We start from the raw sequence: 16777 nt of genomic DNA on the forward strand, positions 1-16777 counted from the left end.
TTGCATCCGTTTACAAACGGTCGTTTATTGGCGATATATTAAATTGCAAACGGCCCAGTTTCATGCCCCTGATTGGCTATGCGCGCGTCTCCACCGAGGATCAGACCCCCCTGCCCCAGTCTGAGGCACTGCAGTCTGCGGGATGCGCCGAGATCTTTGAAGAGCACGCCTCGGGCGGCAATCGCGCGCGGCCCGTGCTTGCACGTGTGCTGGAGCGGATTGGCAAGGGCGACACGCTGGTCGTCGTGCGGATCGACCGGCTTGCGCGGTCTTTGTCGCACCTACTTGAGGTGATCGAAAGACTGGAGAGCAAGGGGGCGTTCTTCCGCTCGCTCCAGGACCCGATCGACACTGCCTCGCCCCAGGGCAAGTTCACGTTGCAGGTTCTGGGCGCTGCGGCTGAGTTCGAACGCGCTCTGATCCGCGAGCGTACCAAAGCCGGACTTGCCTCGGCACGCTCAAAGGGCCGCGTCGGCGGCAACCCAGGTCTTCGCGCCAAGGACCCTGAAGCGCTGCGCAAGGTGCGGCTGGCGCGACAGGACGGCTACATGGAGCGCTTGAACGAAACTGCGCAGGATTGGGTGCCCCATGTGCGCCGTTTGCGCCCCGATATGGCTTGGGAAGACGTCCTGCGGATCATCAATGGCCCCCTGCCCCATGATCGGCGCTGGACGCAAAGCCGCCTGCTCCGCGCCGTGAAGGCATACGTGGCGGACGGATTCCTGCCCGCTGAAGTGCTTGGACGCGCTGGACGTCGCGAAACCGACGATCGCCTGCCTGTGATTGTCGCCGCAATCAAAGGTGCTGACCCCGAGATCACCTTGCAGGCAATCTGCGACCGACTGGAATCCATGCGTGAGCGCACCCCTCGCGGTCGCACCAGCTGGCAGCCTTCCTCAGTTAGAATGCTGCTGGAGCGTGCTGAAAAGCTGGGGCTCCTCTGAGGATCACACTTGTGTTGGCCTAACCGATTGCCACTAAATCTAGAAAGTGCTTGCACGAATCTGGTTGGTCGGGCAATAGTCTCGAAAAATAACGCGCGGTCACATAAAAAACGCGCCCACGGATCGGGGCAGACATGAGCGAAGTAGAGCAGGATCTAGACATCGCCATCGGGCACTACGCGGAACTTCTCGCGTCGAACCTGCATGCTCAGCGCGCTGCCCACTTCCCTCCGGATGCAAAGAAGGTGATGCGCACTTTGACTAGCGGCGAAGCTGCTGAACTCCTTGGCGTCGATCATACCTATCTTCGTAAGCTTCATCGAGAAGGAAAGATCGTTGACGTCGAGACGACGGCTGGAAGTCATCGCCGCTATACCCTCGACGATATATGGGAAATCCGTCAGACCCTTGAAGGAAATGCAAAGAAGTCTGGAACTTACGTGCCTGGGCGTCGCGACGGTGACGAGCTTCAAGTCGTTTCAGTGGTGAACTTCAAGGGCGGGTCAGGCAAGACGACGACGTCTGCTCACCTCGCTCAACGCTTGGCGCTTAAGGGGTACAGGGTTCTTGCGATCGATCTCGACCCTCAAGCATCCCTTTCAGCTCTTCATGGAATCCAACCGGAACTTGACCTTATGGAGGGCGGGACCCTCTATGATGCCGTTCGCTACGACGATCCGGTTTCGATCGACGAAGTGATCCGCAAGACCTACATCCGCGGCCTTGATCTCATCCCGGGCAACCTTGAACTCATGGAGTTCGAGCACGAGACGCCTGCTGCTATCCAGCGAGGAGGAGCGAAGGCGTTTTTTGCGAGAGTTCATGATGCTCTCGACAGTGTTGAAGCAAACTACGACGTTGTTGTGATCGACTGCCCGCCGCAGCTTGGTTTCTTGACGATGTCAGCCCTTTCCGCGTCCTCGGGTGTTCTCGTGACGGTTCACCCGCAGATGCTTGACCTCATGTCGATGTCCCAATTCCTGCGAATGACTGCGGATCTCCTGGGAGTGATCAGGGATGCAGGCGCAAATCTGCGCTTCGATTGGCTGCGCTTTTTGCCAACGCGATACAAAGTCGGCGACGCGCCACAAACCGAAGTCATCGCTTTCATTCGCGGGCTGTTTGGGAGGTCGGTCCTGACCAATCACATGGTTGAATCGACCGCAATTTCTGATGCCGGCTTGACCAAGCAAACGCTCTACGAAGCTGACAAAAAGGACTTCACGCGTCAGACGTTTGATCGTGCGATCGAATCCATGAACGCAGTCAACGATGAGATCGCTGAAATCATCCAGAACACATGGGGGCGGAATGGCAAGAAAGCCTAAACTCGGCCTGCCGCTGCAGACCCTTCGCAACGCTCCTGACGCTCTTGAAGGGCGCCGACTGCGTGGTGGTGTATTTGAGATCGATCCGGCGCAGATTGTTACCGAAGGACGGTTGGATGACAGGCTTCAGATTGAAGTTGAGGGCCTGAAGAACTCTATCTCCAAGAACGGTCAGCGTGTGCCTGTATTGGTCCGCCCACTGGAAGGCGATCGCTACAACCTGATCTATGGCCGCAGGCGCCTAGAAGCATGTCGCGAACTCGGCATCAAAGTTCGAGCCATCGTCACGGAAGTTGAGGGTGATCAAGCGCTTCGAGATCAGCTTCTCGAGAACCAAGAGCGTCGTGATCTGAGCTTTATTGAACGTGCGCTTGTTGCAACGGCGCTTCTGGACGGTGACCATTTGGAAGGGGCTGAGCGCACCAATCGTGGTGTCGCCGAAGTCCTTAACCTCCACGAAGCTGGGGTTTCACAACTCTTGAGTGTCGTTCGGACAGTCGGCGAGGAACTCATCCAGGCAATTGGTGCAGCTCCTGGGATTGGTCGCCCAAGATGGGAAGAACTCAAAAAGGCCTTGGGTGCCTACGACGGTGATCGAGACCAACTGCAAGCCGCAGCTCATACAGCTAAGTCCGAAAGTTCCGGCTCGGTCGATGAGGTTTCTGATCGTGCGTTTCTCGCAGTTCTGGAAGCTGCGAAGAGCGCGGAGAGGAAAGCAAGTCCGCCTCGCAAGGGCGCGCCTGCTTTGGCGATCCCCGGTGTCGGAGCTGCGACAGTCAAGACCGGTCGCCAAGGCAAGCAGCTAAAACTCGATCTGACTACGGATGAACCTGAATTTGTCAGCTGGTTGGAGGGCAATGCCTCAAAGCTGATTACCGAGCTTCATGAGCGCTGGAAGCGTTCAGAAGACTGAGGAAGAGCAACCAACAAGAAGGAGGCACGATACAGGCAAAAAAGAAAAAGGCCCCGAGAAGCTAGCTTCACGAGACCTTTGTAAGGTTTCGCACCGGGATCAGCCCGCTACAAAATCTCAGTTTTCGCACTTCTGAATGTAGCGTTCTGGCCCCTACCCCGCAAGCGCAAAGCGATTCGCGGGCCGTAGAAATTTTGCCTTCGTGGACGTTTTCATGGAGTACACACCGATTTCGCCGTTTATGCGGCCGATCTCGCACGCCCATCTGCGCGTGATCGAGCGACCCGAGGCATCTGTTCCGGGTAGACCCGTCAACAAGTGGGAACTCCTGCGCGAGCTCTCGAAGGCGCAAGCGGCCTTTGGCGTGTCAGAACGTGATTTGACTGTTTTGCAGGGGCTCCTCAGCTTCTTTCCAAACGATGCACTTGGCGGGAACGCCGAGATGGTAGTCTTCCCCTCGAACAAGGCGATCTGTGAGCGCCTGAATGGTATGCCCTGCTCCACGATGCGTCGTCACCTCGCGCGTCTTGTCGATGCTGGTTTGCTCCAGCGGCGTGATAGCCCCAATGGAAAGCGCTACGTCCGCAAGCACGGCGAAGAGCGCGTCGCCTTTGGCTTCGATCTTTCCCCGCTCTACTGCCAATCCGAGGAGATAGCACGGGCCGCAGAGGCCGTACGTGAGGCTGAGGAGCGCGTCAGGCGTCTGAGAGAGGTTGTAAGCCTCATGCGGCGTGATCTCGCGGCTCTCGCGGAGTTCGGAGACGAGATGCAGCCAGGCCTAGGCATCTGGGACCAGCTTCGTGACAAGGCTATCCTCACAGCGCGTGCGCTTCGCCGCAAGCTTTCAATTGAGGACCTCGTGGCCTATCGAGCCGATCTTGAAGCTCTCCTCGACCAGGCACGCAACATCATTGATGGCTCTGGAACAGAAGAAATGAACACCAATGATGCCCGATCTGAGCGTCACCATCATAATTCAAATAAAGAATCTATAGATCTTGAACCTGCTTTAGAAAAAAGCGGGGCAGCGGGCGGCGTGCCAGATGTGGAAAGGGATGAGCCCGTGGCTGACGTCGATGAACAGGACACAAGACACCTGCCAAAGATCCCGCTGCACCTGGTGATCGCGGCATGTCCTTCGCTCAAGACCTTCTACCAAGGCGAAATCCGGCATTGGCACCAGCTTTTCGATGCGGCATGCCATGTGCGACCAGCCATGGGGATCAGTGCATCTGCATGGGAAGAAGCGCAGCGGTTCATGGGTCCGGAGCAAGCGTCGATCGTTGTTTCTGCCATGCTGGAACGCTTTGAGGACATCAGATCGCCTGGTGGATACTTGCGAGCTCTAACTGCCAAAGCTGCGGCCGGTGAGTTTTCCTGTGGGCCGATGGTCATGGCATTGATTGGGCGACGATCTGCAGCTTAACAGCTGTTAAGGTTGAGAGACTGCGTACTGTTCCGCCACATCGGAGCTGACGACTTAACAGCTGTTAAGGTCCTGTCTCGGGAGCGTCAGAATAAGAGAGGGAAAGGTTTGTTGGTTTGAGGGATGACGGGAAGTGAGATCGGAAGAGTGGCTTCCGGCGCCCGTCCTGGAGAAGATCTGATGGCGAAATCTGCCCAGAAAGTCACCCTGTCCCCGTCCCGGGACATTCCCTTCGACAAGCTCGTGCTGAGCCAGTCCAACGTTCGGCGCATCAAGGCCGGCATCTCCATCGAGGAACTGGCCGAAGACATCGCCCGCCGCGGATTGCTGCAGAGCCTGAGCGTCCGGCCCGTTCTGGCCGAGGATGGGTCCGAGACCGGCAAGTTCGAAATCCCCGCTGGCGGCCGACGCTTCCAGGCCCTGTCTCTCCTGGTGAAGCAGAAACGCCTGGCCAAGACCACGCCCATTCCCTGCATCGTGCGGGATGCCACTTCCGCGATCCTCGCCGAAGACGACTCGCTCGCTGAGAACATGCAGCGCGCAGCCCTGCATCCGCTCGACCAGTTCCGCGCCTTCGTTGCTTTGCGGGAGAAGGGTCAATGCGATGAAGAGATCGCAGCCGCCTTCTTCGTCACGCCGCAGGTGGTGAAACAGCGCCTGAAACTCGCCTCCGTGGCCCCTGCCCTGCTCGAGCATTATGCCGAGGACGAGATGACGCTGGAGCAGCTGATGGCCTTCACGGTCAATCCGGATCATGAGCGCCAGGTTCGGGTCTGGGATGCGGTCAAGTCGTCTTGGAACAAAGAGCCTTATCAGATCCGACGCATGCTGACGGAAACCTCTGTGCGCGCCTCTGACCGTCGGGCCGTCTTTGTCGGCGTCGAGGCGTACGAGACGGCTGGTGGCACAATGTTGCATGACCTCTTCCAAGGCGATGACGGCGGCTGGTTGGAAGACCCTGCCCTGCTCGATCGTCTGGTCAGCGAAAAGCTTCAGGCTGAAGCCGAAGCCATTGCGACCGAAGGTTGGAAGTGGATCGAGGTCTCTCTCGACCTCCCCTATGGATACAGCCACGGTTTGCGGCGGCTGAGCGGAGACCCGGCGCCGATGACGGATGACGAAGGCGCGGCCCATGCCAAGCTACTTGCCGAATACCGAGCGCTCGAAGAGGAATACGAGGGCCAGGATGAATTCCCCGAAGAGATCGACGCGCGTCTTGGCGAGTTGGAAGTCGCGATGGAGAGGCTCGAGGCCAGGCCGCTGATCTTCGACGCGGAGGAGATCGCGAGGGCAGGGGCCTTCGTGACGCTTGATCGCTATGGCGAGCTTGCAGTTTATCGGGGCTTTGTCCGGCCCGAGGATGAGCCGCGGGCAGACGCCGATGTCCACAGCGGTGAACAGGCCGTAGGCGGGCAGGGCGCTGAGCTTTCAGCTGCGAGCAGCACGGATGGTGTCGGCCACGGCACGGTGATCACCTCCGCTGGTCAAGCGCTTGGCGTCAACGTGCCCGACGACGACGACGATGGTGCGTTGAAGCCCTTGCCCGAGCGGCTGATCATGGAGTTGACGGCGCACCGGACATTGGCACTGCGCGAAGCTGTCGGTCGCTCACCTGACGTCGCGTTGACGCTGCTGCTCTTGAAGCTCGTGGGTGACACCTTCCGGACGTCCAGTTCGGCCGGCAGCTGCCTCGAGGCTTCGGTCCGTCACGTCTACATGTCGGCGCAGGCGAGCGATCTGAACGACAGCGTGGTGGCCAAGCTGGTGGACGATCGCCACGCGGAGTGGGAGGCCGAGTTGCCGCTCGGCGACGATGCCGCGCTCTGGGACTTCCTGACCTCCCTTGATCAAGGGAGCCGGCTGTCGCTGCTCGCGCATTGCCTCAGCTTTGGGATCAACGCGCTCCACGAGAAGGTGAACCCCTATGGTGCCGGTATCTCCGCCAGCGGTTTGACCAGGCGGATGACCCAGTCCGACTTGGTCGCACAGGCGGTCGATCTCGACATGGTCGAGGCGGGTTGGGAGCCGACGGCCGATACCTACCTGAACCGTGTGCCCAAGGCCCGGATCCTCGAGGCCGTGCGCGAGGCGAAAGGGGAGGGGACGGCGCAACTCCTCGATCACCTGAAGAAGGGCGAGATGGCGAGTGAAGCCGAGCGTCTGCTGAAAGGCAGCGGCTGGTTGCCGGAGGCTCTTCGTCGTCACGATCTTGCAGCACTCGACGACGCGGAAGGGCAGGGGGCGCCTGAGCCCGTTTCCGACGCCGGCCAGACCGAGGATGTCGACCTGCCTGCCTTCCTCACCTCTGAACTGCCAAGCGATGAGGCATCGATGATGGCTTCGGAGTGATCCGCGCCATCCGAGGGCGGGAAAACCCGCCCTCAATTAAATAAAATATAACAATATCAATAAGATGAATGCGAAATCGCGCATTCAAGATGAGGAATCATGTCTGCAACGACCATTCTCGACACCGTGCCCCTGGGCGCGCTCATTAGCTACACCGACAACAGTCCGAAACCGCCTGCGCGGTTCACGAAGAAACTCGCGGCCTGGGAGCGCTCGAACGGCGTCGGCCGTCTTGTCAAGAAGGAGCCACCGCGACCCTATCCGACCTGGACTGCGCCGGCGTCGTTCACGTTGCACGAGGGGAATTTCTCTTCGGACGGGGTCATTCTCGTGACGATCATGCGAACGCATTCGGCTGACAGCGCCTTGACCTTCGAGGTCGCTGAGGAACCACAGCCCGGGCAGGTTCGCGTCCTTTTGGATTTCGGCGGTTGCACGGAGCTGCTCCATCTGGCCGAGTCTGTCACGGCTGCCGAGCTCTGGATCGCCAAAGAAGGCTATCGCAATGCGCGGCTGGAGATTGTCGGCGAAGAAGGCGCTGCTAGGGCAGGGGGCGCGGAGCTTGCCGCCTGAGCCTACGTAGAACCCAAGGGGCCCGCCAAAGCGCGGGCCTCTCACCCATCACGACCCTGTCCCGCGAAATCGCGGAGCACCATAGGACCCAATCCATCAAGGAGAGAGATCTTACCCAAGAGCCTGCCCGGGAGGCTGGCCGCGATAGCATCAGTGGGACACCCGGCTCCAGTCAGCGGTCGCACCATCCCCCGCTCGCCATTCCCTTCCTTGCCCCGAATCCTGTCTTTGAGATCAACCCGCAAGGGGTCGGACTACGGGCGAGTCCGTGCCGCCGGGTGGATTCGGACGAGCCGAACGCACCCGGTGATGTCAGCCAGTCTTCGGGCCTGCGGGGTCCTGTCGCGCGGGGGATGGTCCTCCGCCTCCAAGACAGGAGCCAAACAGATGTCCCGCAAAGATGCTCACGCCTTCGCAGCCTCCCTCGCCGCCACGCTTATGGTCTCGATCGTCGTCTTCCAGGCCGGTGATGGAACGTTTGGCGCCGTCCCCGCCGATGAAATCGACGGCGACGAGGTCGTGATCGTGTCGGAATACGATCCCTTCGGGTGAGGCTTCGGCCTCACTTCCCGAGGGCCCAAGCAAGACGCAGGTGTGCCCCTGGGCCTATCGACGGTCCTGCAATCGGCAATGCCGTTCCAACGAGCGCCAAGCTGTGGCCAAGCGCATTCAGCGTGATCCGACGACCGTTCGTTGAGGATTTTGCCGAAGCTCGTCAGTTGGACCGGGAAGTACGTTCCGGTCGTGGCCTGAGAAATGCCGCCTCCGTCCTGCCTTGCCTCCAATACTTGGTTGGGCTACCTCCACCTGATCCCAGTTCATAGAAGGCGATCTCTAGGCCTCCAATGAGCTTTACCCTGCACGGACCATCTCGGAACCTCCCGGCCACCGTTTCAGGTCGGAAATCCATCGTCCTGTCGCGAGACACTCAGGAAACCACTCTACCAGTCGGGGCAGTGAGACCACCCGATGTTGCCTCAGAATTTCGAAACCCCGGGACAAAACCGTGTCAACTGGCCCGCGGAAAGAGCCCTCGTCGAAATACCACTCCTGCTTGACGAATTTCACGTCGCGATCCGGATCGTCCCGCACGGGGGCTCGCCCCTCTTGGACTCTCCAGAGCGGGCAGTAGTCGCGTGAGAAAAGGACCTTCGTGCCATCCGCCTCGGTCCAGAATCCGTATGGCATCCAGAAGCGGAGCGGGACGAAGAGGTGCCCGGCGCGATGTGCAGGGGCTTCCCGGGAGACGCAGGTCATGATGCTATGATCGATCATGACGCGCGTGAGCCCCTCCGGCCCCTCACCGCGCTCGACAAGCAAGGCGCGCGCATTGTCATAGCCGGGGGCCTTCACACGACACGGAGCTCCAATGTCATGCCGCCCGCGATCCGGATAGTCAGCGGCGAACAGCGCTTCTCGAACGGCGAGCGTGATTTCAAGGTCTGGGCTGGGGCCGAAAAACCTGGTTCGGGTCAGTGCATCGAGGATGTCACCAGTCCGAAGACTGCTGGCCCGGTGAAGCCGCGAAACAATGTCGGCCTGGGTGACCACAGACGCCTCTGTCTGATGAGGAGTCTTCGCTTGGACAGCTTGTAGGTGATGCAGATCGCGATGGCCGCTCGCCTGGGCAAGAGCGGTCTGGCACGCGTTCAGCGAGCTTGCGCCTGGCAGTTTCGAGAGAGCCTGCGCTGCACGCTTGAACGCGTGCTGGTCGGGAGAATGAATAGGCAAGGTGATGATCCTTCAACAGATGCCGTATTGGGTGCCCACTATGCCGACGGCGATGCGTCGAAGAGATTGGATGAAGAGAGCAAGGTCTTTCGTCCTGCGGTGCGCACGCATGCTTCTCCACTGTGGGCGGAACGGATCACCAGAGCCGTGCTATTGATATGGGCGTATCGTCTTCTCGATACAAGGCATCCCCTGCATCTTTCGGACTCCGCATTTTCGCGGCAGGTTGGCCGCCGCCAACCATCATGCTTCCTCCATCCTGAAACACTGGCAGGCGCCTCGTCTTGTCGGACGAAACCCCGCAACTAACAAGTTTGGGGTAAACCAAGAACAAAATACACCCTGTAGTGTTGAAATGAATCAAGGCACAGCATATATTGTGCTGATTGGCGCGGAAGGTTGAAGGGAGGCAATCGGACGGGCACCACACCGGAGGAGGCCTTTTCGATGCCGCTCGACGATACCGCACCGCAACTCGATGCCCTACTGCTCGGAACCGTTCTCGAAATGGAGTTGAGCCCGCGAGACAACCAGGTCGCATCGAAACGATACAACCTGATCCCGGAACATCTCCAGCGGCCGAACAGTCCGATCCGCCGTTACATGGAGACCGCCCTCGTCTATCCTCAGGGCTCCCGCGCCATCGGCGCCACCATCGTTCATGGCGCTGACGACGACAGGTTCGACCTCGACGCCATCCTCGAATTCCGCACCCCGGTCGGATGGACACCGAGAAAAGTACTAGACGAGCTCCACGCCGCCTTCGAGGGCTTTCCCGACGTGAAGAAGATCGAGCGCTGCACACGCTGCATCCAGCTCCAGTTCGCCTTCATGCACTTGGACGTCACGCCGATGGATCCTGACCGTGAGCCTCGGCGCGAACGTGTCGGTGAGATCTATCACAGTTCCGACGAAGGACGTGATGAACGGTTCCGCGTGAACCCCTACGGCTTTGCGGAAGACTTCAGGGAACGCATCACAATGCCGAGCCGGAGCTTCCAGGATCATGTCCGCGATGTGCGCTCGAAGCTGCAAATCAAGGATCGCCTGGTGTCAGGCACCATCATGGCCGATGCGGACATAGACGCGCTCCCCGAGCCGATTGATCCGATCCGGGATGCGCCTCAGGTCATCGCCCTCAAGCTCATGAAGCGATACCTCAACCTGCGCTATGCCAACCGGGACGAGAAGCGTCCGGTGTCCGTCTATCTGTCCAAGATCGCCGCCGAGGTCCCCCTCTCCCCCTTCGGGATTTGCGCGCAGCTTGAGAGTTACGCCGCAGAACTCGACAGGCGCATGGCAGTCGCACTGGAAAACGGTCGTCGTCCGGAAGAGCGCAATCCCGCGCTCTGGGAGGAGAATTTCAACGACCGGTGGCCGACACACGATCGTGAAATGAAGCTCTTTCGGATGGATCTCCGCCATCTCATCATGGAGTTGGCTCGCGCCCGCTCCTCCAGTCTGTCGGATACGCGCAAGATCTTCGACGACCTGTTCGGCGAACGGGTCAGCGAGAAGGCGGTTCGGGCCTATATCGACGGCCTTTCCTCGACGGCCGGCGTTGCGCATTACGAGCACAACAAGGGGTTCGTGGCCAATCCTGCCCTCATTGCGGCCGCACCGAAGAAGGCAGCCCAGGTCTCGAAGGCCCCTGCCCACCACTTCCATCCCGGCTTCCGCGACGAATGAAGACCAAGCCCCGCAAGCCGCGCTCCGCTCAGGTCCAGCTCAACCGCATGCAGCACCGCTGGGCTGATCTCCGGCCGCTGATGCTGGAAGAAGGTCGGGTCATTGCGTGGATCGGACCTCTTCGGGGCTTCCAGATGAAATACAAGGTCGCCGTCCTGTGGGAATGGCAGAAACCGAAGGCCGTTCCCTTGGTCCATGTCCTGGACCCGCCAATAGAACCCCGGCCGGGGACCGACTTCATCGATCTGCCGCACCTCAACTACGATCATGAGACTCCGGAAGATTCGGCGCTCTGCCTTTTCGATCCCGATGCCGGGGAATGGGATAGCACGATGCTTATCGCCGACCGGATCGTCCCATGGGCATCCGAGTGGCTGCATTTTTATGAAATCTGGCATCTCGACGGCGTCTGGCGCGGCTCGAACGCGCCGGGACCGATTTCCGTGGGCGAGATCCTCAGGCAGCGGCAGGAGGCTCCGGATGGCACGAGGGCGTAGTCCATCGCAAAAGACAAGAATTCTCGTCTGGGGTCGCGCCGCCGGCCGATGCCAGTATCACGGCTGCGGCAAACGCCTCGATGGCGACCTCGTGACGGGCGATCTGGCTAAGAACCATGCCTACCTGGCTCATATCATCGCCTCTGACCCGGGCGGCGAACGTGGCCACCCGGTCCTGTCGCACCAACTCGCGGACGATCCTGACAACCTGATGCTGATGTGCGATCCGCACCACCGCGAGATCGACGATCCCGCCAAGATCGACCGCTACACCGTGGACGTTTTGCAGGAGATGAAACGTGCCAACGAGGAGCGGATCGAGCGGCTCCTCGAGAACCCGAATGCAACGCCCGCACATATCCTTCGGATTGCTGCGGCGATCGGTGACAACGAGACAGCTGTTCCGCTCCGGGACTGTATCGAGGCAATGAGGCCGGAGTTCACCCCGGCGGATCGGCGTCCCATCGATATCAAGATCCGCGACATTGCGCAGAAGGACAGCGATTCCGACTACTACCCCGTCGTCATCGATGCACTTCGCAAGAAGATCGAGCGGGAAATCGACGGAAGGTTCGCGGACGGTGATCTCGAGTATCTCGCGGTGTTCGGTTTCGCGCCCATGCCAGTCCTTATGGAGCTTGGTCGACTGCTTTCAGACTTGTCGGCCGTTTCAGTCTACGGCAGGCACAGGGAGCCAACGCCGGGCTGGGCCTGGCCGAACGATCGTGAACCTCTCGAGTTTACCTGCGTCCCTGGGGCTCCCGGTCCGAAGAAAGTAGCGCTGAAACTATCGGTAACCGCCGGCATTGCAGATGATCGTGTGATCCAGGCGCTGCCTGACGAACCTGTTTCACTCTGGGAGATCCGGAGCAGCAGGCTGGGCGCGTCAGAGCTTCGTAACAAGGATGATCTCTCCCGTTTTCGGGAACTCGTCGGAAAGACGTTCGACGCCATCAAGGATCAGCACGGGATGGACGTTGACTTGTTTGTCTTTCCTGCCGCTCCCGCGGCCTGCGCGATCGAGTTCGGAAGAACCTGGCAGCAGAAGGTCCATCCTCCCTTCCTCATCTATGACCAGATACCGGAACGGGGTTTTCTGCTTCGCCACGCCATTGGTCGGCCAATGTCAGATTAGCAAGACGCTTTGGCCCGAGTTTCCTTGAATTCTCGAGGGAAAACTCCCTCAGACATCGACTTGTAGGAGTAACGACCTTGCTCATTCGTTGCCATGGCTCAGCCCACGGGGTTCATCTGATCTGCTGTCGGTGCAGTGTCTATCAGTTCCGTCCAGGCTTTAAGTTCCTCATCTGACCGGAGCCAGACGCGCACGTGATAGTCGTCTCGGTACCCACGAATTTGGCCGGCGAGTAGCCGGGGTCTTAGGCGAACGCTTCTACCTTGGCGCGGACTTCCGCTTTTTAACGATCCTCGACCGTGGAGATCGCCTCGGCGACGACCTTTTTGCAGATTCTTCAGCTCGCTGAGCGACAGTACCTCGAGATCGAAAGCAGCCGTTGGTGCGGTCCGTATCTTGGATTTCCCGGTATCGATATCCCATCGCGGCAGGGCCCTGCAAATCCCGTCAGGCAAGGGCAGGGGGGCGAGAACTGGTGATCGCCACTTTGGCCGCTAGCGGCGTGCTGGGCTTGGGGTAAAGCAGTCCCGATTGCCAAGGGGTCATGGTCTGGCATGGGCTCCCCTTATCTCTCTGTCTCCCGGGCCATCCCTTCGACTGACAATCCCCTAATCCCGTTCGGTCTCCTGCGCACAACCCCGCGTTAGTCCGGGCCGTGTTGGCCGCCCTTGGCGTCCTGCCCGCTCCACCCCGGTCTTCTGGGGGTGTCCGGTGTCCATGCTGGCCACCGTGCACGCGTCACCCGACGGGCTTTTTCAGGGTCTTGTCGAAGGGACGGTCCCGAAGACAGGAAACACAGGAGCTTATCATGCAGAACATCGTCATCCTCGCCGGCAACATCGGTCAGTCCCCCGAAGTCCGCACCACCCAGAGCGGCACCAAGATCACCAACTTCAGCCTCGCCACCTCGCGTCCCCGCCTCTCGGAAGGCCGTGTGCAGCGCGACGAGAACGGCTACCGGGTCATGGACACCGAATGGCACCGCATCACCTGCTTCAACGGTCTCGGCAAGACGGTCGCTGAGCATTGCGAAAAGGGCATGAAGGTCCTCGTCCACGGTCGCATCCACTACACCAAGTGGATCGACAGCATGGGGAACGACCGCTACGGCTGCGAGATCATCGCCGAGAAGGTCGACTTCCTGAGCCGCCCGAAGTCGGCCGAGAACGAAAACCCCGAGCTGGTCGACCGCGACGATGAGATCCCGTTCTGAGGAACGGGGTCTCCCTTTCGGGCCTGGCGGGGCAACCCGCCGGGTTCGCCGTGCGCCGCAAGGCAGCTTCGAGTCCATTTTTGCCGCCGCCGCGAGCCTTGGATTTGCCCCGTAGGTTCCACTATTCCGGTCGCGCCACAGTGATCGCGTCTGACATGTTCGCGCCCTCAGCTCGTCGACTGTCTGCTTCGCTTCCTAACGCCGCCCACCAATTGCAGCGTCAAAGCCGCGAGCGAGGCCGAGAAGGCGAAGAAGGAAGATCCGCATGCGCGACAGAATTGCCCGGGGAAGATGCTCAAGCTAAGGGGAACGCTTGGGAACTTAGGAGCGGATACTCTCGGCCGTACATCCGCACTCTGGACGTGGCGCAAGATCTACAAACGAGAGTTCGTTGGTCAGGAAGTTGAATTCTCCCCGGCGGTTCCACATGGCTGGACGGAGCCTGTCAGACTTGACCGCAAGACGTAGGACTTCAGATGCCGCCAACGACGAGGTTATCCCAGTGAGCGGGGAGAGACTTCCCAGATTGCGCTTCGGGCGCCACAGTCTTCGCACACCTTGCAGAGACTCGTCTTCGAGTTCATCCAGTGTGATGCGCGAACAGTTGATGCACGCAGACACACCGGGACTGACCGTCATTCCAATCAGGCTCAGGTGAAGGTTGTACCCGCCTGCGATGACATATGGGACGCGTCGATCCTGACAGTATTCGTTGATCCATTCACTCGTGAGGTCCACCGACGGCTCGTCGGCGCAATTTACAATCACGTCTGGTCTTGCCTCGGAAAGCAAAGCGCGGAGTCCGTCTGCATCGCATACATTCTCTTTGACTCTCCGAACCCGAACCCGTTGTGATATCCGATGTAGGGCGGATGAGATGGCCTTGACCTTTGGTTGACCAATGTCCTCATGAAGGAAGATCGAGCGGTTAAGGTTGGACTCCTCCACTTGATCGCCGTCAATCACGGTGAAGTTTTCGAGGCCGGAATGAGCAAGCTGCACTGCGGTCCAGCTACCCACGGCACCACAGCCCAGAATGGCAACCCTTGTTGAGCGGAGCCTTTCGAAGGCAGCAAACAGTTCTGCGGCAGGAAAGTAGTCTCCAAGAAAATTCAGGACGCGGTAGTGCTCCGTGGCGTCAATAGTGTCTCGAACCGCCCTCGGTTCAACGGCGCACCGCTCGTGCAGAACTTCCATGAGATGCGATACCTGTGACACCGAAGCTCCGTGCACCTCGCAGATCTCCTCAAGGCGCTGGCTGCCATCAAGCCCCCTGATGACATCGGCGATTTCTGATCTCAGCCGAAATCGCATGGATCTGCGCGTAGAAGACTGAAATAACTCAAAGATCCCATCGCCGACCGGAATCAAGGAGACGGACGGTCGCAATAACCAACGTGAGCCGGGTGAGAATTCAATCTGCACGTGCCTGCAGCCTTTCAAAGTCGCCGCAGGTCGGGCATTCAGGATTTCTTTCTACCTTGAAACTGTCGATACTGTATTGATCGAACAGGAACTCACCTCGGCCTTGCTCGACGTCCCCACCATTTTCCGAAAGGAGCCGAACGATCTTCAGGACCGCGGCCGAGGCGGCAAATGCCGACAACGACGGCAGGCCACCGAAGCCTCGACGGCGATCAACGACGGGATGGGAGATTGGTTTCCAACCGCGCAATGTCTCTTCAAAGTGTATTGCATAGCAGTCGGAGCAAGGTGTTTGGCCGGGAACAATCATCTCGCTGAGACTTGCGAGGTGAGCGTCAAAACCACCAGCAACCAGCAGGGGCAGACCCTTCTCCACACAGTATCTCGATAGCTTTATGCTTGTCGCGCCTATGTATGGCTCGTCCGCAGTGTTTATGATCAGGTCTGTATCCGCTCCGATGAGTTCTTCGACGTTCGTTTCTATGTCGAGGGGGGATTGTATGGCGCGTGTTTCTGGCTCGAGCGCTTGGCTATGAACGAATCTCTCGGCAACCAAAGCCTTTGGTTCGCCGATCAGTCGGTGATCGAAAATTGCATTTCGTGTGCGATCGGCGGGCTTCAATGTCTTTGGATCAACAAGGATGAAGCGCTGGAAGCCGATCTGAACAAGCTCTCTGAGAATCCAACTGCCGACCGCGCCAATACCAATCAGTGCGATCCTGCAGTTCATTATTCTCTTTAGGAGGGCCGTGGCCGCAGCTTCGGACTCTTCAATGTCGAGAAAGAAATTCAGCTGTCGAGAATAACGCTCAACTTGTTCGGGGCAGAACGCATTATGCATCCAATCCTTCCGGACAAGGATCCCCTTTCCATAAAGATATTGAATGAAGTCAACAAATGACGAAGGGTGCTTGCTGTCCAGCCTGGATGCCTGTGCTTCATACCGTGCATCCAGCTCCATGACTGACGCGGAGCCGTCTAGCCACTCGAGGCACTCAATCAAAAGCGGCGTCACCTTGAGGCGTAGCCGCTTCCTCGTGGACAGAAAGACGAAGTGAACGACGTCATCTGGGGAAATATAGACATCCACCCCGTCCCTGAGCCAGAGACGAAGCGATCCGAATTGGTCATCGTCACCGCAGATCAATACTGGATCTGACCGCCTCGTACATCGAGAAACTTGGCCCAGTCTTCATCGCTCGCGACAAAGGTCGCGTCCGCGCTGCAGGTGCGCGTGCAGCAGTCGGAGCGCCCGCCAGAACATTCCTTCGTGTACGCGGCTGCGTTCGTCATGCCCTCGGACGCTTCGATTTCCTCAAAGCCATGGTTTTCAAAGGTGTACTTGCTCGTCATTAAAGGCACTCCAGACCCGGATCCTAATATTTCCATGATGTTACGTTTGACAGATGTTTCGGTCAACTCGCAACCGGGGGTGAGGTCAAAGATGATGGGATACAAAGCGGGAAACAAGGTCTGGCTTGTCCGCATTGCCGCCATGCGCGCTCCGGGTGAAGAGCGAGAGGAGTGCTGGTTTTCCGGTGACAGGTTGATGGC

The 16777-nt window shown here is 59.1% G+C and carries 15 protein-coding genes; 11 read left to right on the forward strand and 4 right to left on the reverse strand.

Features of this window, described 5'->3' with window-relative positions:
- Positions 1-62: 62 nt before the first annotated feature.
- The 7 genes from XM53_RS20330 to XM53_RS23615 all read left to right on the forward strand — a co-directional run bounded on the left by XM53_RS20330 (position 63) and on the right by XM53_RS23615 (position 8085).
- On the forward strand, positions 63-944 hold the full coding sequence (locus XM53_RS20330; protein WP_057796646.1) for a recombinase family protein: 882 nt from the start codon (positions 63-65) through the stop codon (positions 942-944).
- Between the two features lie 134 nt (positions 945-1078).
- The gene (gene repA / locus XM53_RS20335; protein ID WP_057796647.1) at positions 1079-2272 is read left to right on the forward strand and encodes a plasmid partitioning protein RepA; all 1194 of its coding nucleotides are present in this window, start codon (positions 1079-1081) and stop codon (positions 2270-2272) included.
- Entirely contained in the window at positions 2256-3185 is a 930-nt protein-coding gene (repB, locus tag XM53_RS22785; RefSeq protein ID WP_010138191.1) for a plasmid partitioning protein RepB, read from the forward strand. Before repA ends, repB begins: the two co-directional genes overlap by 17 nt.
- Positions 3186-3399: 214 nt before the next feature.
- Complete coding sequence (gene repC / locus XM53_RS20345; protein ID WP_057796705.1) at positions 3400-4611, forward strand: plasmid replication protein RepC; 1212 nt, start codon at positions 3400-3402, stop codon at positions 4609-4611.
- 180 nt (positions 4612-4791) lie between these two features.
- Entirely contained in the window at positions 4792-6960 is a 2169-nt protein-coding gene (locus tag XM53_RS20350) for a ParB/RepB/Spo0J family partition protein (protein ID WP_057796649.1), read from the forward strand.
- Between the two features lie 99 nt (positions 6961-7059).
- Positions 7060-7533 (forward strand): hypothetical protein, encoded by a 474-nt coding sequence (locus XM53_RS20355; RefSeq protein ID WP_057796650.1) that lies wholly within the window; start codon positions 7060-7062, stop codon positions 7531-7533.
- Between the two features lie 387 nt (positions 7534-7920).
- Positions 7921-8085: a hypothetical protein gene (locus XM53_RS23615; RefSeq protein ID WP_007803240.1), complete on the forward strand. Its 165-nt coding sequence runs from the start codon at positions 7921-7923 to the stop codon at positions 8083-8085.
- Between the two features lie 300 nt (positions 8086-8385).
- Here the strand turns inward: XM53_RS23615 and XM53_RS20360 are convergent, their stop codons facing one another.
- Positions 8386-9264 (reverse strand): hypothetical protein, encoded by an 879-nt coding sequence (locus XM53_RS20360; protein ID WP_057796651.1) that lies wholly within the window; start codon positions 9262-9264, stop codon positions 8386-8388.
- Positions 9265-9711: 447 nt separating this feature from the next.
- Here XM53_RS20360 and XM53_RS20365 point away from each other — a divergent pair, with 447 nt between their 5' ends.
- The 4 genes from XM53_RS20365 to XM53_RS20380 all read left to right on the forward strand — a co-directional run bounded on the left by XM53_RS20365 (position 9712) and on the right by XM53_RS20380 (position 13798).
- The gene (locus tag XM53_RS20365; protein WP_057796652.1) at positions 9712-10953 is read left to right on the forward strand and encodes a nucleotidyltransferase domain-containing protein; all 1242 of its coding nucleotides are present in this window, start codon (positions 9712-9714) and stop codon (positions 10951-10953) included.
- Complete coding sequence (locus tag XM53_RS20370; protein ID WP_057796653.1) at positions 10950-11450, forward strand: hypothetical protein; 501 nt, start codon at positions 10950-10952, stop codon at positions 11448-11450. Before XM53_RS20365 ends, XM53_RS20370 begins: the two co-directional genes overlap by 4 nt.
- Complete coding sequence (locus XM53_RS20375) at positions 11434-12585, forward strand: HNH endonuclease (RefSeq protein ID WP_057796654.1); 1152 nt, start codon at positions 11434-11436, stop codon at positions 12583-12585. The genes XM53_RS20370 and XM53_RS20375 overlap by 17 nt, the downstream gene beginning before the upstream one ends.
- 808 nt (positions 12586-13393) lie before the next feature.
- A complete protein-coding gene (locus XM53_RS20380; RefSeq protein WP_057796655.1) occupies positions 13394-13798 on the forward strand; it encodes a single-stranded DNA-binding protein in 405 nt (134 codons plus the stop codon).
- A 321-nt stretch (positions 13799-14119) separates the two neighbouring features.
- Here XM53_RS20380 and XM53_RS20385 read toward each other — a convergent pair whose 3' ends face one another.
- Genes XM53_RS20385 through XM53_RS23265 form a run of 3 tightly spaced genes read right to left on the reverse strand, consistent with a single transcriptional unit; the run spans position 14120 to position 16576 of the window.
- Entirely contained in the window at positions 14120-15223 is a 1104-nt protein-coding gene (locus XM53_RS20385; protein ID WP_144435636.1) for a HesA/MoeB/ThiF family protein, read from the reverse strand.
- Positions 15213-16313, reverse strand: coding sequence for a HesA/MoeB/ThiF family protein (locus XM53_RS20390; RefSeq protein ID WP_160321421.1), 1101 nt, complete (start codon positions 16311-16313; stop codon positions 15213-15215). The genes XM53_RS20385 and XM53_RS20390 overlap by 11 nt, the downstream gene beginning before the upstream one ends.
- A 53-nt stretch (positions 16314-16366) precedes the next feature.
- On the reverse strand, positions 16367-16576 hold the full coding sequence (locus XM53_RS23265; RefSeq protein ID WP_112324410.1) for a hypothetical protein: 210 nt from the start codon (positions 16574-16576) through the stop codon (positions 16367-16369).
- Positions 16577-16777: the final 201 nt, after the last annotated feature.

The sequence above is a fragment of the Roseovarius atlanticus genome, from assembly GCF_001441615.1.
Taxonomy (GTDB): Bacteria; Pseudomonadota; Alphaproteobacteria; order Rhodobacterales; family Rhodobacteraceae; genus Roseovarius; species Roseovarius atlanticus.